At 40.5% G+C, this 21671-nt stretch carries 22 protein-coding genes; 9 read left to right on the forward strand and 13 right to left on the reverse strand.

Going from position 1 to position 21671, the window contains the following annotated elements:
- Positions 1-165: 165 nt before the first annotated feature.
- The 3 genes from CSV76_RS09355 (at position 166) to CSV76_RS09365 (ending at position 2331) form a co-directional block, all read left to right on the forward strand.
- The gene (locus CSV76_RS09355; protein ID WP_232319515.1) at positions 166-1158 is read left to right on the forward strand and encodes a GNAT family N-acetyltransferase; all 993 of its coding nucleotides are present in this window, start codon (positions 166-168) and stop codon (positions 1156-1158) included.
- Positions 1155-1829: a Dph6-related ATP pyrophosphatase gene (locus CSV76_RS09360; protein ID WP_085427916.1), complete on the forward strand. Its 675-nt coding sequence runs from the start codon at positions 1155-1157 to the stop codon at positions 1827-1829. Before CSV76_RS09355 ends, CSV76_RS09360 begins: the two co-directional genes overlap by 4 nt.
- Before the next feature lie 61 nt (positions 1830-1890).
- Complete coding sequence (locus tag CSV76_RS09365; RefSeq protein WP_099625398.1) at positions 1891-2331, forward strand: GNAT family N-acetyltransferase; 441 nt, start codon at positions 1891-1893, stop codon at positions 2329-2331.
- Positions 2332-2412: 81 nt separating this feature from the next.
- Here the strand turns inward: CSV76_RS09365 and CSV76_RS09370 are convergent, their stop codons facing one another.
- The 8 genes from CSV76_RS09370 to CSV76_RS09405 all read right to left on the reverse strand — a co-directional run bounded on the left by CSV76_RS09370 (position 2413) and on the right by CSV76_RS09405 (position 8818).
- The gene (locus CSV76_RS09370; protein ID WP_099625399.1) at positions 2413-2943 is read right to left on the reverse strand and encodes a YceI family protein; all 531 of its coding nucleotides are present in this window, start codon (positions 2941-2943) and stop codon (positions 2413-2415) included.
- Between the two features lie 89 nt (positions 2944-3032).
- On the reverse strand, positions 3033-3623 hold the full coding sequence (locus CSV76_RS09375; protein WP_099625400.1) for an alpha/beta hydrolase: 591 nt from the start codon (positions 3621-3623) through the stop codon (positions 3033-3035).
- Positions 3624-3730: 107 nt separating this feature from the next.
- Entirely contained in the window at positions 3731-4624 is an 894-nt protein-coding gene (locus tag CSV76_RS09380; protein ID WP_099625401.1) for a VOC family protein, read from the reverse strand.
- Positions 4625-4647: 23 nt separating this feature from the next.
- Positions 4648-5601: a ring-cleaving dioxygenase MhqE gene (gene mhqE, locus CSV76_RS09385; protein ID WP_099625402.1), complete on the reverse strand. Its 954-nt coding sequence runs from the start codon at positions 5599-5601 to the stop codon at positions 4648-4650.
- Positions 5602-5684: 83 nt separating this feature from the next.
- The gene (locus tag CSV76_RS09390; RefSeq protein WP_099625403.1) at positions 5685-6140 is read right to left on the reverse strand and encodes a MarR family winged helix-turn-helix transcriptional regulator; all 456 of its coding nucleotides are present in this window, start codon (positions 6138-6140) and stop codon (positions 5685-5687) included.
- A 207-nt stretch (positions 6141-6347) separates the two neighbouring features.
- Complete coding sequence (locus CSV76_RS09395) at positions 6348-7031, reverse strand: polysaccharide deacetylase family protein (RefSeq protein WP_233204447.1); 684 nt, start codon at positions 7029-7031, stop codon at positions 6348-6350.
- Positions 7032-7451: 420 nt separating this feature from the next.
- Positions 7452-8324 carry an anti-sigma-V factor RsiV gene (rsiV, locus tag CSV76_RS09400; RefSeq protein ID WP_085427924.1) on the reverse strand — a complete coding sequence of 291 codons (873 nt, stop codon included), beginning with the start codon at positions 8322-8324 and terminating at the stop codon, positions 7452-7454.
- Entirely contained in the window at positions 8321-8818 is a 498-nt protein-coding gene (locus CSV76_RS09405) for an RNA polymerase sigma factor SigV (protein WP_199173051.1), read from the reverse strand. The genes rsiV and CSV76_RS09405 overlap by 4 nt, the downstream gene beginning before the upstream one ends.
- A gap of 207 nt (positions 8819-9025) precedes the next feature.
- On the opposite strand from CSV76_RS09405, the gene CSV76_RS09410 reads away from it, so the two are divergent.
- Positions 9026-10279, forward strand: a complete 1254-nt coding sequence (locus tag CSV76_RS09410; RefSeq protein ID WP_099625406.1) for an amidohydrolase family protein — start codon at positions 9026-9028, stop codon at positions 10277-10279.
- Between the two features lie 418 nt (positions 10280-10697).
- A complete protein-coding gene (locus tag CSV76_RS09415) occupies positions 10698-11804 on the forward strand; it encodes a 5-methyltetrahydropteroyltriglutamate--homocysteine S-methyltransferase (protein WP_099625407.1) in 1107 nt (368 codons plus the stop codon).
- Between the two features lie 244 nt (positions 11805-12048).
- Here CSV76_RS09415 and CSV76_RS09420 read toward each other — a convergent pair whose 3' ends face one another.
- From CSV76_RS09420 to CSV76_RS09430, 3 genes are read right to left on the reverse strand one after another with little or no spacing between them, the layout of a single operon-like run.
- On the reverse strand, positions 12049-12660 hold the full coding sequence (locus tag CSV76_RS09420) for an FMN-binding negative transcriptional regulator (protein WP_099625408.1): 612 nt from the start codon (positions 12658-12660) through the stop codon (positions 12049-12051).
- Between the two features lie 22 nt (positions 12661-12682).
- Complete coding sequence (gene paiA / locus CSV76_RS09425; RefSeq protein WP_099625409.1) at positions 12683-13201, reverse strand: spermidine/spermine N(1)-acetyltransferase; 519 nt, start codon at positions 13199-13201, stop codon at positions 12683-12685.
- Positions 13202-13228: 27 nt separating this feature from the next.
- Positions 13229-13681: a MarR family winged helix-turn-helix transcriptional regulator gene (locus CSV76_RS09430; protein ID WP_099625410.1), complete on the reverse strand. Its 453-nt coding sequence runs from the start codon at positions 13679-13681 to the stop codon at positions 13229-13231.
- 775 nt (positions 13682-14456) lie between these two features.
- Here CSV76_RS09430 and CSV76_RS09435 point away from each other — a divergent pair.
- The 4 genes from CSV76_RS09435 to CSV76_RS09450 all read left to right on the forward strand — a co-directional run bounded on the left by CSV76_RS09435 (position 14457) and on the right by CSV76_RS09450 (position 19843).
- Positions 14457-15548: an NAD/NADP octopine/nopaline dehydrogenase family protein gene (locus tag CSV76_RS09435; RefSeq protein ID WP_085427930.1), complete on the forward strand. Its 1092-nt coding sequence runs from the start codon at positions 14457-14459 to the stop codon at positions 15546-15548.
- A gap of 197 nt (positions 15549-15745) precedes the next feature.
- The gene (locus tag CSV76_RS09440; RefSeq protein ID WP_099625411.1) at positions 15746-17227 is read left to right on the forward strand and encodes an S-layer homology domain-containing protein; all 1482 of its coding nucleotides are present in this window, start codon (positions 15746-15748) and stop codon (positions 17225-17227) included.
- Positions 17228-17366: 139 nt separating this feature from the next.
- Positions 17367-18266 carry an ABC transporter ATP-binding protein gene (locus CSV76_RS09445; protein WP_099625412.1) on the forward strand — a complete coding sequence of 300 codons (900 nt, stop codon included), beginning with the start codon at positions 17367-17369 and terminating at the stop codon, positions 18264-18266.
- A complete protein-coding gene (locus CSV76_RS09450) occupies positions 18266-19843 on the forward strand; it encodes an ABC transporter permease (RefSeq protein ID WP_099625413.1) in 1578 nt (525 codons plus the stop codon). Before CSV76_RS09445 ends, CSV76_RS09450 begins: the two co-directional genes overlap by 1 nt.
- Positions 19844-19900: 57 nt before the next feature.
- Here CSV76_RS09450 and CSV76_RS09455 read toward each other — a convergent pair whose 3' ends face one another.
- Together CSV76_RS09455 and CSV76_RS17965 are read right to left on the reverse strand one after the other, a co-directional pair.
- On the reverse strand, positions 19901-21412 hold the full coding sequence (locus tag CSV76_RS09455) for a GMC family oxidoreductase (protein ID WP_335696107.1): 1512 nt from the start codon (positions 21410-21412) through the stop codon (positions 19901-19903).
- 17 nt (positions 21413-21429) lie between these two features.
- Positions 21430-21660, reverse strand: a complete 231-nt coding sequence (locus tag CSV76_RS17965) for an FAD-dependent oxidoreductase (protein ID WP_335696108.1) — start codon at positions 21658-21660, stop codon at positions 21430-21432.
- Positions 21661-21671: the final 11 nt, after the last annotated feature.

Here is a 21671-nt window from a genome sequence, read left to right on the forward strand (position 1 = left end):
TATAGCAAGCTGAATTCGCTCATAGTTCCGATCTATGCGCTCTATACACGCATGTAACCGCTCATAGCCGGATATTCGACCAACCAAACACATAGGCCATTCGTTTCATTGGAAAGGTAAAAGGGTATGGTATAATTTAGTTAAATTAGGCAGGAGGGGATTCTGATGATTCATTTTGTACAGTTCGAAGAGCAGTATATACCGAAGATGGCCTTATTATTAGCAGCAAGGCATGCAGATGAACGACAACGTTTTCCGTTTTTGCAGGAACGTTTTGAACATGTCGAGCAAGCGGAAGAACGTTTACGTGAAGAATTGGAGAAACCTTATACGGGAGGGCTCGTGACGTTGCGGGATGAAGAAGTCATTGGCTATCTACTATACGAATACCGTCAAGACGTTTCACATGGACGTACGGTGTATGTTGGATATCCATCATTTGTCATTCATGAGGACGAGCATCCAAGACTAGCACGGTTGATGTACACAGAAGCTGGTGCGGAGTGGGTTCGTAATGGCTACTTCGAACATATCATGGATATACCGGTCGGTAACGATGAATTAATTCTTGAAATGCTGGAGCAGTCATTTCATTTCGAACAGCGCTTTGCGGCGTTGTCGCTTGAACATTATCGTGCACAGCCTGGAGAGAATAGTCTCGTGAAGATGAAGGAACTGGTGGGGAACGAGCAAAAAGTATTGCACAAGATGGCGCCGTGGAATAGTTTGCATCAAGCGAAAGCACCGGCGTGGAAACCGATTACACAAGAGGCGTTAGATGCGGAGCGCGATGTATTTGCAGCGTATGAAGGCAAGGAAGGCACGCGTAGCTGGGTTGCAGAACAAGACGGTGCGCCTGTAGCGTTTCATCTATTCACACCGGCGGACGCGCGTCATGCGATGACAACACCGGATGAGTCGGCAGTGCTGGTTCAGGCGACGACGAATATCGAGATGCGTGGCCAAGGGATCGGTAAGTCGATTGCGAACCACAGTTTCACTCAAATGAAAAACGCGGGCTATAAATATGTCATGACGGATTGGTTGACGGCGAATCATTTGGCGTCGTATTTCTGGCCTAAGCTAGGATTCCGTTCATATATGATTCGTATGGCGCGTACAGTGGATGCACGCATCTCATGGGCGGACGGACAATGACGGGCGTGAAGTTCGTCACATCATGGAGTGGCGGCAAGGATTCGGCACTTGCAACGTATCGTGCAATCCAAGAAGGAAATACGCCGGCTATGCTGTGGACGATGTTCGAGAAAGAACAGCCACATTCTAAATCTCACGCATTGCCACTGGAGATTGTTCAAGCGCAGGCGAAGCAGATGGATATCCCGCTGATGATTCGAAAAGCAGACTGGGCAGGCTATGAAGTGCAATTCATAGACGCTATGCGCGTGTCTAAAGCACATGGTATTCACAAAGCCGTATTTGGAGATATTGACTTAGAAGATCATTTGTTGTGGGTACAGTCCATGTGTGCCAAAGTGGGTATGGAAGCGTATCATCCACTTTGGGAAGAACCGAGACGTAAGCTACTCGAGGAATTCATTGCGGAAGACTTTGAAGCCTATGTAGTCGTCGTCAATACTAAAATGATGCCTGCTGAATTTCTCGGCAGACGTTTCACGATTGACTTATTGGATGAACTTGAAGCGCTCGGCATCGATAGCTGTGGGGAGTCAGGAGAATTCCATACGGTCGTCGTGGATGGACCGATTTTCAAGGAACGTATCCCTGTGAAGATGAGCGAGACTATCGAAAAAGATGGCTATGTATTTTTGAAATGTGAGATAGAACAAGAAACTTCCACAGACTGAGAGATCATCTGTGGAAGTTTCTTGTTTCCGGAATAAAAGTAGAAAAAGGAGTGGACGTTTGATGAAAACGAAGAGAATCCGTACACAAGAAGACCTTCAAAAGTCTTTTGACATACGAAAAGCGGTATTTGTCCAAGAACAACAGGTTCCAGAAGAAGATGAGTTTGATGAATTTGATGTGCTGAATGAAGTATGTGAACATATTTTAGTAGAACATGAAGGACAAGCGATCGCATCAGGCAGATTAAGAGTTGTAGATGGGATCGGGAAGTTAGAACGCATTTGTGTGCTAGCCACTCATCGAAGTCTTGGCGTTGGAAAGGTAATTGTTCTAGGCTTGGAAGAAATCGCAAATGACAAAGGGATTGAGCGGTTGAAGTTGCATGGACAAACGCATGCAGAGGAGTTTTATCGTAAACTTGGATACGAGACTACATCTGATATATTCATGGAAGATGGCATACCGCATATTGTGATGGAGAAAGTTCGCTCTATAGTTTGAGGTAGGATTTGTTTTGTACAAAAAAGCCCCTACTAGTAGAAGATAAAATCTACTAGTAGGGGCATTCGTCGCATGATTAGCTTATTTACGTAATTGAATTTCGATATTGATCTTTACTTCATCACTTACGACCACGCCGCCAGTTTCTAGTGCAGCGTTCCATGTTAAACCGAATTCTTTACGGTTAATCGTTGTTTTACCTGTAAATCCAGCAGCTTCGTCTCCACTCATCGGATCTTTAGCCATACCTTCATACTTTACATTGAACGTGACAGGCTTTGTTGTATCTCTAATCGTGAAGTCGCCAGTTAAGTCGTACGTATCTTTAGAAGTCTTCTCAATTTTTGTTGCTTTGAATGATAATTTCGGGTAATTTTCTACATCGAAAAAGTCAGCTGAACGTAGATGATTGTCTCGATCGGCTTTACGTGTATCAATACTGTTCGCGTCAATTGTGAAATCGATAGACGCTCCTGTTAAATCTTCTGGATCTGCTTCAATGTTTCCTTGGAATTCGTTAAATGTACCTTTTACGTTTGAAATCATCATATGTCGTACGGAAAATTCTACTGTGCTGTGTGCAGTGTCAACGTTCCATTTTGCTTTTGTCATATAAATCTCCTCCAATAATGTGTGTTTTTATTTTAAAATCCATTAACTCCATTTAACAAACCAGCAAAAACCAAACATTTAGATAGTATTTACTTCAACCAGTTTTTCGCTTTCTGCGCGACTTCCTGCGTCAAGCTATGACCATGAACCCAAGCAGTTGTCACATCTGCACCTCTTTCTTTAAAGAGACTGATCACGCGCTTGCTTTCGGATTCAGGTACAATTGGATCGCCTTCGCCTAGTGAAAGGAATATTTTCACATCGCTGAAATCTTGTTTTTTTTCTATATCTGCAGGATACAGTGGTGCGAATAAGGCTGCTTTTTTGAATGTTTCTGGTTGCTTGAGCATCATTTGAATCGCAATATTCGAACCGTTTGAGAACCCGACTAGCACGATATCTTCCATTTTGAAATCATACTCTTTTGCTTTTTCTTCAATGAACTCATACAGTTCATTGCCGCGGAACTCAAGATCTTCCCAGTCGTACTGCCCTTCACCGTGGCGTTTAAAGAATCTATTCATGCCATTTTCCTGTACATTGCCTCTGATGCCTAAAACGTTGTATTCGGGATTGAGTAGTTCGGCAAGAGATACTAAGTCCGTTTCTGTACCGCCTGTGCCGTGGAGCAATACAAATACCGGTGCGCCTTTTTTCTTTTCATTGTAAATATATTTCACTGTTCTACAACTCCTCTCAATAGATATCAAGCCGTTCTACTGTAAATGACTTGCCTATTTCCCGCTAATCATTACTGGCAAGTCTGCTTATAGTATTTTTTCCTATACTATATTTCCAATTTCGGAAGCGGAGTTTCGTATTCTTGCCTTTTATGTTCGTATTGCTCCGGTAATTTCAGCATCGTGCCTAGCGATTTCATGTCTTCATCAATATCAAATCCAGGACCATCTGTTGCGAACTCGAATACGATCTTTCCTTTTTCCTTGGTATAGATGGAGTTGAAGTAATTTCTGTCCTTTACTACAGTGACCCCGAATTCTTCATCTTGTAGTACGGACTGCCATTCTTTCAATGCATCCTTATGCGGCACGGACCACGCGATGTGGTGGACAGTTCCGATGCCGAATCTTCCAGCAGGCTGCGGAGGAATGGTCGTAATAATATGGTGTTTTTCCTTGCCAACTGTTTCAAAGTGTTGATTCTGATCATCTATAGTTAGCTCATGTAATCCCATGAGGCCGGTTAGAAGATCTTTTGTGCCTTCAGGATTTCCGGACAATAAAACCGCACCGTGGAAATCAACAATATCATAATGATCTGCAGCAATTTCACCTTCGACCATTGCGAGCTCGAGTCCATGAATATCATCGAACTCGAGTGTGTCTTTACCGAAAAGCTGTGTCATTTCAATGGAGATATGTTGAGCAGTTAAATGCTCTTTCCAATAGTCCATGCTGCCTTTAGGTATTCTAAAAGCAATTCGTCCGACCTGACCGCTACCTTTTCTACCTTGATTAGTATTGGTCCAAGGGAAGAATGTAATGACCGTACCAGGAGCAACATTATGATCTCCGAAGTACAAGTGATAGACGCTTGGATCTTCAAAGTTTACCGTTTGCTTTATGAGACGGAGTCCCAAAACATCCCTGTAAAACTTCAAGTTTTCATTAGGGTCTCCTACAATCGATGTAATATGGTGGATCTTTTTAATTGCTTCCATTTACAAAACTCCTTTTAAAACTGTTATGAACGTGTTGTATCGAATGGGCGAATTTGTGATTCAATATATTCACGCTTAGGCTCAAGGAACGGTGGAAGGGATAGGTTTTCACCTAATGTTTCATATAGTTCATCTGTCATGAAGCCCGGCCCATCTGTTGATAGCTCGATCAGAATATGACCGACGCGTGTGTAAAGCGCTTCAAAGTAAAAGCGGTCTACATGACCGGAATGTTGCATACCCATTTCGTCATATTTAGCTTCCCAGTTTTTAATCGCTTCATGGTCTTTCACTCTGAACGATACGTGGTGAACCTGTCCATATCCTTGACGACTTGGTGTTGTATCATCATTTCGTAAAATGACCTGTCCGCCGTTGCCACCTTCACCTACATCAAACAGCGCTACATTTTCTTCTTCAAGAATTGGTTTCATACCGTATACTTCCGTCAGCATTTTCTTGAAATCTTCAAAGTAGCTAACTGTGATTTCAATTGGCCCTAAACCATAAATCGCGTGCTCTTCAGGTACGGGTCCATTTTTCCAAGGCTTGCCGGGTGCTACGCCTTCATTATTCTCATCAGAGAACAGTTGATATTTCTGTCCGTCTACTTCTTGGAAAGGTAGTACTTTTTTGCCGAATAGCTCTTGAATACCGTCGTTATCTATACCAAACTCTTTGAAACGCTCTAGATAAAATTCAAGTGCTGCGTCATTAGGTACTCGTAGTCCCGTTCTAGAAATCGAGTTCGTTCCCGATGTTCCTTTCGGGTTGTTCGGGAAGTCGAAGAACGTCATGTCAGTCCCTGGCGAACCGACATCATCCGCGAAAAATGTATGATACGTGTGGATGTCATCTTGGTTTACCGTTTTCTTAACTAATCGCATGCCTAGCACGTTTGTGAAAAAGTCATAGTTTCTCATTGCGTTATCTGTCATTGCGGTAACGTGGTGAATACCTAGTAATTCGTTTGTCATGTTATAAAACCCCTTTTTAAATTATGTTTAGTTGATATATTACTAATTCGAGATGTTAGTTGTGAAAAAAACTAGATTTACCATTACATATTTTGTGCATGTAAACCTAACTTTTTTAATTGTGTAATTAGTTGTTCTTTTTCTTGTATATCTAGTCCACTAAATATTTCTTTGATCGCCTTTTTATGAGGAGGGAAGATTTCATTCATCAGTTCCGTCCCATCCGTTGTAATGGACGCATGTGTGACACGTCGATCTTTTGGACAAGGCTTTCTTTTGATTAAGTTTTTCTTTTCTAGTTTATCTACAACGTAGGTGATACTACTGCTAGCAATCAATACTTGCTCACCGATTTTTTGTATCGGTTGATCACCTTTACTATAGACTAATTCTAAAACGGCAAACTCTGTTGGATTTAATCCGGAGCGTTTTATATCTTCTTCCACACGCACCTTAATGGATTGCAATGCTCGAGTTAAAACAATGAATGCCTTTAGAGACAAATCTTCTTCATAAACTTCTTTATTTTGATTGTCCATGACGCTCTCCTTTTATCTCGAATTCAAGGTAATCATATAATATTCACTTTACGATGTCAACCCATACGTTTGTACAAGATCTCTACTACGTAAAAAGTTTGCATCATTTCAAATGGAAAAGGTGTAAACGAAAGGGGAGGCTAACGGTACGTAGTGAATAGCCTCCATACACTATCATCTATTAGTAGATTCTAATACATCGTGATGTTAAAGCGCGGCATCATTTTGGAAGTTCATGACAAAGTGAGACGCGTCATTGTACACTCCGAAAACGTATCCTTGTTCTTTGAAAAAGTTCAAAACTCCAGGAAGTGCTTCTAAAGTTTGTGATTTTTCGTGCATCAATACAATTTCTTTATCAGAAGTAGTGTCCCGTTTGATGTTTTGTATTATTTGAGAGGGATTACCGGGTAGTTCCCAATCATGCGAATCGATTGTCCAATCCCAAATTTTAATATGGGCGTCAGCTAATTGTTTCCGTATTTGTCCACCGTTCAATCCAGGCGCTGATCCATAAGGAGGGCGAACTAGACTAGGAGTAGTTCCTGTGATTTTATGAATTAGATCTAGTGTTTCAATCATTTCGGGTACAAACTGTTGATTCGTATAAAGCGCTTGATAATTGTGAGTCATACTGTGGCCGCCTATATAATGACCTTCTTGTGTTGCACGTTTTACGCTTTCCTGAAGATGTTCTTTCTTCAAGTTACTGCCTTGCATGAAGAATGTAGCTTTGGCATCATGTGCATCCAAGACGTCTAAAAATTGCTCAGTCCATTTGCTTGGACCGTCATCAAATGTTAAATACACTACTTTTTCTGTTTTTTCCTCTTCTACTGGTGGCTCCGTGTTTTCTTCAGCTGGCGTTTCCGTTGGTCCTTCAGAAGATATCTCTGTTTCTTCTTCGGTAGGTGTTTCTGTTTCATCGGATTCTATTGTAGGGAATATTTCAGGTTCAGGACTAGATTCTTCTGGCGGTGTAATAGGTTCTGGCTGATCATTTGATGGTGGTGTTTCAGTTGGTGCTGGTTTGGTTACAGGTTGATCCGGTGTACTAGGTACTTCACGGAAAGAGTAGGACGTCCCAACAAAAAGAACAGTACCCGATAGAACGAGAAGAAAAATCAGAAGCAGAAAATATCTTTTCTTCAGCTTTCTTCTTTTCTTTCCGACTTGTTGATGCAACGTATTCATGAAATTTACATCTCCTATCATTATGTGTTCAATTGACTATCTTATGTATGTATATAAATTCCTTTGCTTATAGGAAGAACAGCAGACGAAATCCATCATCTGCTGCTGTTAAATAACTTACTGAATATACGCGTCCCCAACTAGGGCATCCTGTAAAATATGTGAAGGGATTTCAAATGTGACGACTCCCATATAACCTGGTGCTACTTCGTACTGATCGAAAGAAATGACGAGTGTATGATCCGCAGTAATATAGAAGTCTTGATTTGCTTCGATTGAACTGAATTCAACGTCCGCTCCTTCAATAGCTAAATACGCAGTGTTCTCATATTCTTCCATTTGTCGCTTCATCTCTTGTTTAATATACGTATTGATGATCCCGACATAGGAATCGTCTTTAAAGAGACTTGGTAATGTAAGAAGGATATTATGTCGTTTATCAATCGTATCGTATTGCATTTCAGTGGAAGAGGATCCAGCCGTAGTCGTTTCATAACGCGCAATGGATAGGATTTGTTCTGTATCCGTTTTTACTTCATAACCTGAATCCATGCCTAAATGTCCGCTACCCGCCTCTTCCAGTCTGGCGATCTCTTCCTCAAATTTCGTAAAGAGCGCTCTGTTTTCTTCGATATACTTTTCATTTAGGGCAATTTGTAATCCTTCGTTTTCTAAACCATCGATGGCCGGCGTTTCCATGTTTGCTTGATACGTTTCCTTTTCCATTGTTAAGGTTTCTATCGTGAAAACTTGCACGATCGAACCAAGAACCGGGATGTTCACTAGCGAATTGGCGAAAGTTGGACTAGCATTAATACCACCAACGAATAAAGCCGCCGCCGCAGCTACACTGAGTGACCAATTTCTCAGTGGAGAAGGCTTCTTTTTTGAAAGTTTAGCTCTTTGAATTGAATCTTTCACTAAATTATCTAATTCGGGAGGAATTTCAATATCGTCATATTCTTTCTTCATTTTGTTCATCCGTTTCATTCCAAATCCCCCTTTTCAATTTCTATCCGCAGTTTTTTTAAAGTTCGGTAAAGCCTGGTTTTCACGGTATTACTGTTTTCATCTAAAATGGCTGCTACTTCGTCAATCTTCAAGTCTTCAAAGAAGCGTAAAATAATCAACGACTTTTCGTCTGGAGAAAGAGTCTCTAGCGCATCTAATAAATCTATATCAGTTGGTTCATCTTCAGTTTTTGGTAAATAGACATCTAGAACTTCGTCATCCATCACCATCACCCGCTGATGCTTACGAATAAAATCGATGGAAGTATTCACGAGAATGCGATAGAACCACGTCTTTAAATACTTCATTTCTTCTAGACGATGAATGGATTTCAATGCTTTGAAAATCGAGTCTTGCACAATATCCAGCGCATTTTCCTTGTTTTTCACATAGCTATAGGCGAGCCGATAATGAGCATTTTGGTTTTCAATTAAAAATTGCTCAACCTGCTCCATTTTTTTGTTTTTTGTCATGACAAAAGGTTCACCTTCTTCAATTTTAAACATGTCGCGATCACGTCTTACTCTTTTGACGGACAGCTTCTGCAAAAAGTTTGGATTTTATTTTAAAAATAGACAAGAATAAGCTGATCACATGCTGTTGAGAGCAAGAATTATTTTTCTTGTTTCGTAACTGCTATACTCATGACTATACCAACGGATAAAGGAGCAATGTATTTTATGAAGAAATATATAAATGCGAATATATACGGTGACCCAGATTCCCATGAGTTTTTAGTGGAAGATGGTCAGTTTACCGCAATTGGTAATGATCTAGATAACGCAGATGAAGTAATTGATCTGCAAGGACGTTTAGTATTGCCACCTTATGTGGACCCTCATTTACATTTGGATTATATCTTTTCGGGACTAGGCGAAGGAAATGCAAATGTATCCGGAACATTATTTGAAGGCATTCAGCGTTGGAGTGATAATAAGAAATCATTGACTGAAGAAATGGTGCGTGAACGTGCGATAAAAGGAATTCAAAAAGAAGTGAGTAAAGGAGTTCAATTCATTCGTACACATGTAGACATTACAGATCCAAATTTAACGGGAATGAAAGCATTAGTTACACTGCGCGAAGAATTGAAAGACCTCGTTACATTACAATTCGTAGCTTTTCCTCAAGAAGGATTTTTTAGATATGAAGGGGCAGAGCGTTTAATGCAAGAAGCGCTTGAAATGGGTGCGGACGTAGTAGGGGGGATTCCTCACTTTGAAATTTCGTATGAGCATGGCGTGGAGTCATTGCGACGTATTGTCGACATGGCGGTAAAGCATAACGTGATGATTGATATTCATTGTGATGAAAACGATGATCCAAATAGTCGTTTTTTAGAAGTGTTAAACGCGCTCGTTATGGAAAAAGACTACGGTAAGTATACAACGGCTAGTCATACATGTAGCTTCGGTTCAGTCGATAATAGCTATGCCAATAAAATGTTAGGTCTTTTTAAAGAATCACAAATTAATTTTATTTCTTGTCCAACTGAAAACGCCCATTTACAAGGACGCGGCGATAGCTATCCTAAACGTCGTGGCTTAACTCGAGTCAAAGAGCTATTGAATAACGGAAACAATGTGGCGTTTGCGCAAGATTCCATAGCGGATTACTGGTATCCGTTAGGCAATGGGAATATGATGAATATTTTAGACAATGGGATTCACTTAGCGCATTACACACATATTGACGAGATCAATAAGGCATTGGATTTGATCACGTATTACGGTGCAAACATTATGAGAGTAAATGATGCGTATGGTATTGAAGTAGGGAAGCCTGCCAACTTTATCGTGTTGGATGCACAGGATCCGTATGAGGCTATTCGTGAGCGAGCAGAAGTGCTGATGTCTGTGAGAAATGGTGGCTATCTCTTTAAGCGTGAACCGCGGAAAAATGAAGTAGAAGTAGATTTTTTAAAGCAATCGTGAAATTCTATGACCATTCTTAAAAGTCCTCCTCAACATGCGTTGAGGAGGACTTTTATGTGATTTGAAATTTTGATATTGGAGATGTGTGAATAAACTATGTTACACAATGGCCCGGATTGAGACGTAGTAATTCTTACACCATAACTCCACCTTAGTTTTATTATTTTATGTACTTTATATTATCCATTAAACCCCAAACGACAGAATCCTTACTCAAATTAAAAGAGGTACTACATACGAACACTTGATTATATTCAGAATGGTTGGATTAATCTTGCAAGTTAATGCAGATAATGCTACATTGATGGTGTCGTTCTCTACCTGACTTGCAAATGTCGAGTAGATTTGTAAGTGTAAAATCTAAGTGGATGAAATACTACTATAGAAAAAGTTTATTTTATTAGGGGGACAATGAATAATGATACAAATCGGTAAACATGATCATGTTGGAAGTTTTTTAAGAACAGATGCCATTAAAGATGCGAGAAAATCCTACATACATGATGAATTGACGGCAGAGGAACTGCGGTCAGTTGAAGATGTAGAAATTGAAAAATTAGTAAAGAAACAAATTGATTTAGGAATAAAGGCCATTACAGACGGTGAGTTTAGACGTTCATGGTTTATGCATGACTTTTTCTGGGGCTTAGAAGGCGTTTCATTTGAAGCGGTTGAAAAAGGTTATGATTTTGTCGGACAAACAACTAGGGCGGAATCCTTTAAAGTAACAGGTGAAATTTCATTTGGAAATCATGAAATGGTAAATGATTTAAAATTTCTAGCTGACTTAGTTGAAGAGTATGGGGATGGATCGCAATTTGCAAAGTATACGATTCCCGCACCAACCATGTTTTTCCAACGAGTCCTTACAGAAAAGGAAAAAGAAATCTATCCAACTATCGAAGATTTAGCAGCTGACATAATTAAAGTATACCAAGATGCGATCCAGGCTTTCTACGATGCCGGTTGTAGATATTTACAGTTTGATGAGTGTATCTTATCCGCATTAGATGACCCAAAACTAGCAAACATTATGGAGAATTTCACAGGATTAAAATTAACAGACACAACAGATTTATTCGTTAGGGTGATTAAGGAGTCATTAAAGAATAAACCAGAAGATATGATTGTGGCGACACATATGTGTAAGGGAAACTATAAGTCTGCTTATTTATATACAAGTGGTTATGAAACTGTTTCTAAGTATTTCGATGAGCTTGGTTATGATGTGTACTTATTGGAATATGATGATGAACGTTCAGGCGGTTTTGAACCATTAGCGAACATCAAAAATGAGGGTACACAAGTAGTATTAGGGGTCGTGACTTCGAAAACTCCAGAATTAGAAGATGCAAATGCGATGAAAGAAAAAGTGAAAGCAGCTTCGGAGCATTTCCCATTGGAACGTTTATTAATATCACCGCAATGTGGATTTGCAAGTACCGAAGAAGGAAACAGTCTATCAGAAGAAGAGCAGTGGGGGAAAATGGAACATATTATTAAGTTGTCGAAAGAAATCTGGTAATATGTAAGAAATTTCAAATCTACGTCAAAACACACACACTTTTTACTTCTATGTGAAAAGGGTGTGTGTTTATTTTAGATTTTAAATAAAATTTGATCATGCTACTAGTGATTATAACAATTGCATCTTGTCACTTACCTAACTTACTGGCCCGATTGCGGTATGGACACGATTCTTTGTACAGCAAACGCGCCCGTTTGTGGAAGCCACTTCTTACAAATTGGATATATGGAGAGTAACGAAATTACTTTCTATTTTTCATCACTTCAGCCAATGTCTTAGAATGTATATCTTCTTCCGTACTTAGCTTTTCAATAATGTTGTGATAGTCTTCTTTATTTCGATTTTGGCTTAGTTTATAAGCTGCTTGTACTTCTTGAATTTTTATTTTAAATCCGACTATACCTTTGATTTGTTTTTTCGTTTGAGAAGACAGATTCTCCCATAACACTGGATTCTTACGATGCCCTTCATATTTTTGTAATAATAATATAAGATCTTCTTCCAACTCTTTCTCACTCATAATATTCGCTGTTCCATATACATGGACAGCTTGGTAATTCCATGTTGGCACATTTTCATGTTCGTACCATGATGATGAAATGTACCCATGAGGACCTTGAAATATAACAAGAATGTTTTCCTTTTCTACCTCAAACGCTTTCCATTGAGGATTCGCATAAGCCATATGCCCAGTAATGTAGTCACCATCGCTTGTTCGGATTAATTGTAACGGTGCATGAGTGGCAATTGGCTTCCCCTGATCTGTTGTAACAACCGTACCAAAAGAGTTTTTTTGAATAAATTCCCACACTTCATCAACATTTGTCACCTTAAAATGTTTTGGAATATACATAGAATTCCACCTTTCCAAGAGGTTATACGAGTGTTTTGTTCATGATCAAGTCTAATTGTTCTTCATCCCCCATAAAGAATGTGTGGGTTCCGATGGTAGTAAACTCCATTTTCTTATAAAAAGCAATAGCATTTTCATTTTTTTCCCATACACCTAGCCAGATATTCTTTTTATTATGTTCCCTCGCAACATCCAGTGCCTTATTAAGCAGAACTTTACCAAGGCCATGTCTTTGAAACTTGTTCCTTATATAGATCCTCTCAATTTCAAGTGACTCCTCACCCATTTCTTCAGACTGGGCATCACTAATATTGACCTTTAAATATCCAACAATCTCATGATTAATATAAACGAAAAAGAATTGTGATAAAGTATTGGATAGTTCCTTTTCTAATTTTTTTAAGGTAAATGCACTTTCCAAATAGGACTTCATATTTTCAGGTGAATTCTGATTTTTAAATGTTGCATTGAATGTTTCTATACTTATTTCTTGAAGTGTTTGTAAATCCTCCAGCGTGCACTCTTTCATTCTTATAGTCATTTTACTTTTTCTCCCCTTTATATAATCTCAATAGTTTCTCTTGTTTCCCTTTTTTACATATTCCCAGTCAACTTCTATATTCTTTCTAACTCTTTGAAGAAGTTGAGAAATAATTTCTACTTCACTTTCGGAAAAACCTGCTAATGCGACACTATTCGAATGATCATTCTCTCTTTTAATATTAGGATAAACATTTTTCCCCTTCATAGTTGGAAAGATTTTTTTAATTTTCTTGTTATACTTATCTTCCCTTCTTTCAACAAAGCCATTCTTTTCAAGTTTTTTTATAGCTCGAGAGGCTGTTGTTCGATCTACTTTTATCATCTCAGCCAACTTTTCTTGAATGATTCCGGGGTTCTCACATATTCGCACAAGATACAAATACTGTCCTTTTGTAAGGTCATATTCTTTAAATTCTATATTACTTATAGAATCTAACGCTCTTGCTATCATTCCAATCTCACGAAGAATCTCCTTCATAAATTAACTCCTTAGTAACTATTTTGTTGCAAATGCAATAAAGTCGATGTATTAAATTTAATGTATTTTTGTTGCATTTGCAACAAAAAATGAAAAAGGGTGAATGAAGTAAAGAGTAAACATTAACTTGCTACAGTACATCCTCGAATTATAATAAAGTTTGCTATTCCATGTAGTAATGGAATATAGGAAGGATTCTGAATAGTGCACTTACAGCATAATCTGGCCCGATTGCGGAACATCATCATGGTCCTGGTCCAGCTCCATAGAAAACAAAATAAGCAACTACTTACTAATATTATTATCATCTCTATGAACTTGAAGTTTAAATTCGGGCTTTGTGTATCTGTCTATATTTTACAATACTACGTAACCTTACCTACTATTTCAATATCTTTTCCAAATTATTTAATCAATCATCATCTACTATCGTTCTAAACATTCTATTTATACAAGTTGAAGAGGTCTTTCACATAATATCACCACATTCTTTAATTCGACTAACATTGTCTAGTTGATGATCTAGTAGAAATCACTGGAGTTATCTAAATCTTCCGATATGGTGTATGCTAGGGAAGTAATACAAAAAAGTTAATAAATTGAAAAAAGAAAGCAGTCTTTTTTGGTAGAAACTTGTCTTCATTTTAATGAGGGAAAATGTATTCTAAAAAACCTTATAATAGACTCTTTGTAAACACTCTAAAAGGTTTATATAAAATGGGCCCGTAACTATGAAATTGATGAATCTTGATATCAAATCATTGGAGGGAACTTTATGAACATTACAGTAGTAGGAGCAGGGCACGGAGGTACAACCATTGCAGCAGATTTAAAAATGAAAGGTCACTTGGTCACCTTATTGAAAACATCCAAGGGGCTGCATACTGAACATTTCGATCATATTGCGCGAAATAAAGGCGAAATCACATTACTAGATCATTCCGTAGAAACTACTGTGCATCTCGATTTAGTCACAACGGATGTACAATTGGCTATCACAAATGCGGAAATTATTATTATATATGTGCAAACAAATTACCATGAGGACGTAATCAAACGTATTATTCCATTCATGAATGAAGATCAAATTGTGTTGCTGGAACCAGGTTACTTATCTACTGCTTATTTCTTAAAACACGAAAAAGAGAAAAGTTTCACGATCGTAGAAGCACAAAGTTCTCCAATTGATTGTCGAATTGTAGAACCTGGGAAAGTGAAAGTTTTATTCAAGAATGTGCGAAATCCTGTAGCGATATTTACCAATCGCAATGAAAAAGTAATACAGGAGAAATTGAATACACTAGACTATAACTTCGTGTATTTGAATTCGATTATCGAAGCGGCTCTTCATAATCCTAATTTAATTGTTCATACAATCGGTGGGATTATGAGTATTCCTCGCATTGAACATACAAAAGGTGATTATTGGATGTATAAAGAAGTATTTACACCGCATGTTTGGAACATCGTCAACAGTTTAGATGATGAAAAAATGAATGTTCTGGAAGCGATTGGGGCAGAAAGATTACCTTATGTGGAAGCGTGTAGGTACCGTAATTCTGAAGATCTAACTATTGATGCGAAAGAAGCGTTTCTGACGTACGCAAAGAACAGTTCGCCAGAAGGTCCGTTTGTAGCGGATTCCCGATTTATTACAGAAGACGTACCCGAAGGCTTAGTTTTATTAGAATCTCTCGGACAAATGTTGGGTATTAAAACACCTACTTGCAGTAGCTTGATCGATATCGCTTCTGCAGCGTTAAACGTAGACTTCAGAAAGAATGCCAGAACGGTGGAGTTACTTGGCAAGGGAAATCTGGAGAAAATAATTGGTTTCACGAATCATGACTTTATGATACCAGCGTAAGAAACGACCAAATACACAGATTTATATTTTAAAAGACCCCCTTACAGATAGAAAGCATTCTGCGAGAGGGGTCTTTAATTTGATTTATACTGTTATGCATGAATCTAGAGGGAAATGAATTCAAAAAGCTTTGAAACTATTTCTGTAATTCTACGTCTGTACGGCATACTACTAGATTATGGAGAGGATGAAGTCGAATGAAGAATAAAATCATAGCGGTACTCGGTGCGATTTTGCTAGTATGCAGTGTGCCTTTATCAAGCGCAGCTGCAGGTGATTCGGGGTTTCCGGATGTTCCCGCTACGAAACATTTCGCGGAAGCAGTGAATGACTTGGCGGCCCGTAATATAATTGGAGGCTATCCAGACGGTACATTCCGGCCGAACGACTCTATCACGAGAGGGCAAGCAGCTGCCATTATCGTGAAGATGACGAAACTGCCTACTACGAATATAAAAGATCCGAAATTCAAAGACGTATCGACTGCAAATGGCTATTATAAAGCGATTGCGGTATTAGCGGAAAAAGGAGTCATCAACGGCTATGGCGACGGACGATTCGGACCAAACGATTCGATTACGCGTGCGCAAATGGCTTCGATCATCATCAAAGCGTTTGAATTGCCACTATATCATGATCCGGATTATGGATTTTTAGATGTTGCGCATAAAAATGGCCACCGTGAAGGAATATATAGTCTGTATCAACTCGGGCTTACAACAGGGACGTCTCCTACGACATTTAGTCCAAACGCTTCCATTACAAGAGGTCAAGCAGCGAAATTACTCAAAGCGGCGGAAGATGTAAAGCCTGGAATTCTTACGATGCATGCAAAAGATTTTAAATGGAAGAGATTCAACAATGTCAGCAAAACAAATTCGAATGTATTCGATGTCGTGGCAGACAGTGAAATTCCAAGCCGGCCCAATTTGAATACAAAGATTCATATTGTTCCAAAGAAAGAAGGAACGGCTACACTGACTTTTTCAGGGGTAGCTTCATCCGAGACATTCGATAAAAATTATAGAAAATACTACGTACATGTCAAAAAAGTGAATGATGCATGGGATATTTCATTGGAAGAGACGGCAGATATCTATTCCACACCTGTAGAGCTGTGGAAGTATTATGAAAGAAGAGAAAATAACGAACCGTTCATAGATGCTAAGTCGATTACTCTTTCGACAGCGGAAGGAGAACTGGTGAATGATCGCGTAGGATTTAAGCGATGCGGAAATCAGTCGTTGCAATATTGTAATGCCATCCAAATGGATCAGCCGGGCGAATTTATTGCGACGGTTACGTATGCTGACGGCGTGAAAACACGTTATTATATCGCATCGACTGAAGTAAAAGAACAATTTTATTATTCCGTCCATGTCACGTCAATCAAACCGAATGAAGTGCTGAGCATATGGGAAGGCGCTAAACTGGGCAAGCATGTGCTGCCTAAAGGAAGTGAACAGATTGCGACGGTGACAAGGGACCCGGGGACGAATGTGTTCCGTATCACACCGAAGAAGCCAGGAGATTTCTTTGTCGACTTCCCGGAAGCTAAGGGAGTGTCGCAGGGAAATCACAGGGTGTACGATGGTATCCGGGTGAGAGTCAGTCAATTTGGCCCTTACCTGCATGTAGACGCAACGGTTAGTGAAGAAGATGATATGATTTTTAATTAATAGAATATTAAGGAGCAAAGCAGGCATGGATCACATGTCTGCTTTTTGGTGTTTGCAAAAAAGTATCTCGAGCGGCATAGTCCTATGCTACACTATAATTAATAGAAAAGTCTGACTTGGACTTAGGGAGGGCATGCAGATGAACGTGATTGAGATGAAGCAAGTGACGAAAGCTTTCGGTGCGCATCATGCGTTAGATGAACTGGATCTATCGGTAATGAAAGGGGAAGTATTCGGCTTTATCGGGCCGAATGGGGCAGGAAAGTCGACAGCGATTCGGGTGTTGCTTGGCATGCTCCGTAAGACGAGTGGGACGGCGACGGTTTTTGGTGAAGATGTATGGCGCGATGCGGTGAAGATTCATCGTCGTATTGCGTATGTGCCAGGGGACGTAAATTTATGGCCGCAGCTGACGGGCGGGGAAGTGATTGACTTATTCGCAAGTCTTCAAGGGAAAATGAATACGCAAAAACGTGATAAATTACTGGCGCGTTTTCAGCTAGATCCAACGAAGAAGTGTCGGACGTATTCGAAAGGGAATCGACAGAAGGTTGCGCTCGTAGCGGCATTTGCTTCGGATGCGGAGTTGTTTTTACTCGACGAACCTACGTCTGGACTCGATCCGTTAATGGAGAAAGTCTTTCAACAATGCGTGGCGGAAGTGAAGGCGGAAGGGAAGACAGTGTTGCTGTCGAGCCATATTCTATCCGAGGTCGAGAAACTGTGTGATCGAGTCGGTATTATTCGGCAAGGTCGGCTAATCGAGTGCGGCACATTGAATGAACTGCGACATTTAACACGTATGCAACTAACGGTGGAAACGAAAGTTCCAATAGAATTGCTCGCTTCCTGGCAAGGCGTCCATGACGTAGTACAGACGGAAATGGGTTGGACATTTCATGCGGACGCTGAAGAAATGGAATCGATTATGCAGAAGCTGAGCAGTTACGGCATACAAAGAATAGAAAGTGCACCGCCAACGCTTGAAGATTTATTCATGCGACACTATGAAGAAACAGCGGAAAGTAGGGAGTCGTGATGAAGGGGCGGTTTGTAGGAGTCGCTCGTCTATCAATGTTCATTATCCGCCAAGACCGACTGCGATATGTATGGTGGCTTATGGGTATCATTGTGCTGACGCTCATTGTTCCACCGGCTCTTAATGAATTATATCCAACACAGCAAGACCGGGACGTGTTAGCGGAAACGATGGAAAACCCAGTGATGGAGACGATGGTCGGTCCTGGTGACCTCGCGAATTACACGCTGGGTGCGATGGTATCACATCAGATGCTATTGATGACCGCAATCGCAGTCGCTGTCATGAATATTTTATTGATGGTGCGACATACGCGAGCAGAGGAAGAAGAAGGGCAAGTGGAGTTATTGCGGTCATTTCCAGTCGCCCGGGATTCGCAGTTGACGGCTTCGATGCTGACGTTGACCGGAGTGAATCTACTGCTAGCTTTATTGATTGGTGTGGGTCTGTCTAGTCTGTCATTCGATAGTATGGGAGTAACGGGGTCGTTCATTTATGGCGCGGCGCTTGGTGTGATCGGGATGTTTTTTGCGAGTATCACAGCCGTTTGTTCCCAACTGGCCGGAAGTTCGCGGGGAGCGGTCGGGTTGTCATTTACGGTGATGATCGCCTGCTATTTGCTGCGGTCAGGCACCGAGTGGATCCCGCCATTTGGCTGGTTGACGCAAGTTCAGCCGTACAGTGAGAATAACTGGTTACCTGTAGGTGGCTTACTCGTCGCGGGTGCTGTGTTGTTTTTATTTGCGGTGATGTTACTAGGAAAACGGGATATTGGATCTGGCTTGATTCCGTCAAGAAACGGTCGTGCGCATGCATCTGTTTTATTGCGTTCACCGATTGGCCTCGCTTGGCGATTACAACGGACGACATTCCTATCGTGGTCCATCGGCATGTTGGTGCTCGGTGTGTCGTATGGTTCAGTCCTTGGTGATTTAGATGCGTTTTTCCAAGACAATGATATGCTCGCTTCGATGATAGTGGCGGATGAAAACAGTTCGTTAACTGCCCAATTCTTGCCCATGCTCATGGCGGTGTTAGCATTCATCAGTACGATTCCCGCATTGTTGTCGATTCATAAAGTGGTGGGGGAAGAACGTAAGTCACGTGTGGATATACTGCTTAGCCGTTCTGTTTCTAGAACTGCGTTATTTATGTCGTATCTAGTGCTTGCATGTATTACGGCTGTTATGATGTTGAGTTTTGCAGCACTTGGTTTATGGCTAGCGGGAACTACTTCAATGGAAGAACCTTTTTCTTTCCAAACGGTTTGGCAGGCAGCACTCGTCCATTTTCCAGCCATTGCGGTGTTGATAGGAGTCAGTTCATGTTTGATCGGCATTGCCAAGAAAGCGGTCGGGTTGGTTTGGCTATATCTTTTCTATGGATTTATGACGCTCTATTTAGGCGGGCTGTTCCAATTTCCTGAGTGGATGGAAAAGTTGTCACCTTTCGGATTCGTTTCAAAATTGCCGATAGAGGATATGAATTGGTTGTATGCTGGCGGGTTGATAGTTATGGCGATCTTGTTGATGATAATTGGCATCAATCGCTATACAAATCGGGATATAGAAGGATAGGAAAACAACAAAAAAACCAGACGAAGATGTCTGGTTTTTTGCATGGCTTGTATACTATTAAACTGTAGCTTTACTGCTCTTTGGTTCAACCAATAAACCACCGTCACCTTTAAGGTAGTTAATCATATCTTCTGTAGCACGATAAGCGAATGCACCAATCGTTTCTGTAGGGTTCGAGTTACCGAAGTGAGGGAATGATGATCCGCCCACGACGAATACGTTTTCCATATCCCATACTTGTGAATACGTATTAACAGCGGAGATTTCTGGGTCTGTACCCATGATCACGCCACCTGCTGCATGTGTATTGACGCTGGATGAAGTCATTTCTACATCGTCCGATACAGGAGGAGTATTGACGATATCCGCGCCCATTTCTTCTGCGATTTCAGCACATTTTTCAGCGATTGCTCTTGCCATATTGCGTTCTTGGTCTGTAAACTTAGCTGTGATTCGTAGAAGAGGATCACCGTAAATATCTTTATACGTTGGATCCAAGTCTAGGTAGTTATGCGTACGTGGTAACGTACCTTGCATACCACCAATATTTAAATAACGATGTGCATAATGAATGGATTTCTCTTTAAATTCTTTACCCCAATACGGAGTACCTTGAGGTACACGGTTATTCGAGATAGCCGCCGCACCGTCTTGGAAAATACTGATGTTAAATCCAAGAAGGAAGTCTGTAGCCGTGTTATCGATATGATCTCCATTAAAGTCATCGATTACACAACCGAGTGCACCAGCTCCTGCGAATGTATTGAGCTTCTTGTCTTCAAAGAATGCAGTAGCGGAGTTTCCGCCAGTTCCTGTGTAGTGTGAAGTGAAGTTTTTACCAATTACGCCTTTTCCAGTTTCGGAATTATATTGTTCTCCGATTCCAGATAGCATCATCAAACGGTTATTACCTGAGAAAAATGCAGCCGATACAACAAGGTCTGCCGGTTGTTCGAATTCCTCAAGAGTAAGTGGGTCAACGTATAATACGCTAGTTGCTTTTTTCCCGTCATGTAGAATGCGTTTTACGTGTGCATTGTTACGGATCTCAAAGTTTCCAGTTTTTTGTGCTGTCTTAAGAACTGTAACGATCGGATCTGCTTTTGCCGCAAAGTCACAACCGTACATAGAACAAAATGCACAAAATACGCATGCGTTGATTGTTTCGCCATCTGGATTTACATATTGTTGTGAAATCGTTGCAGCTGGCATGCGGAATGGGTGATACCCAAGATTAGCCGTAGCTTCTTTGAATAATTTGATAGGTGGAGACTCTTTCATCGGTGGGTTTGGATAATCGTTAGCACGTGGTGGTCCTAATGGATTCACTTCACCTGAGATCCCCGCCGTTTTTTCCCACTTATCATAATACGGTTCCATATCATCGTATGTAACGCCCCAGTCCTGAATCGGCATATCTTTAGGGATTCGTTCTTCACCGTACTTTTCTACGATTTTAGTACGGACTTCAAAGTCGGAGGGAAGCCAGCGATACGACCAACCTGACCAATGCACGGATGTCCCGCCTGTACCTTCGTCATAGATTGGGTATCCATTATGTTTACGCATAGGAATTGCATCATCACCTATATTGTTTCGAACGTCATCGTTTGTTTCGTTAAATCTTGAGCTAACTCATGACGTTTTGTATAACGAAGTTCGTCTTTTGAACCGATGAAATTTTTTGTGCTTCTTTCCTTACCACGTTCTAGGCAGACCACTTTATAGCCAGCTTTACTTAATTCAGCCGAGGCGATTCCTCCGGCCCAACCGCTTCCAACAACGACAACGTCTACTTTTTCTAGTTTTTCAGCCATGTATTAAACCC

It is taken from the genome of Sporosarcina sp. P17b, assembly GCF_002743115.1.
Classification (GTDB): domain Bacteria; phylum Bacillota; class Bacilli; order Bacillales_A; family Planococcaceae; genus Sporosarcina; species Sporosarcina ureae_C.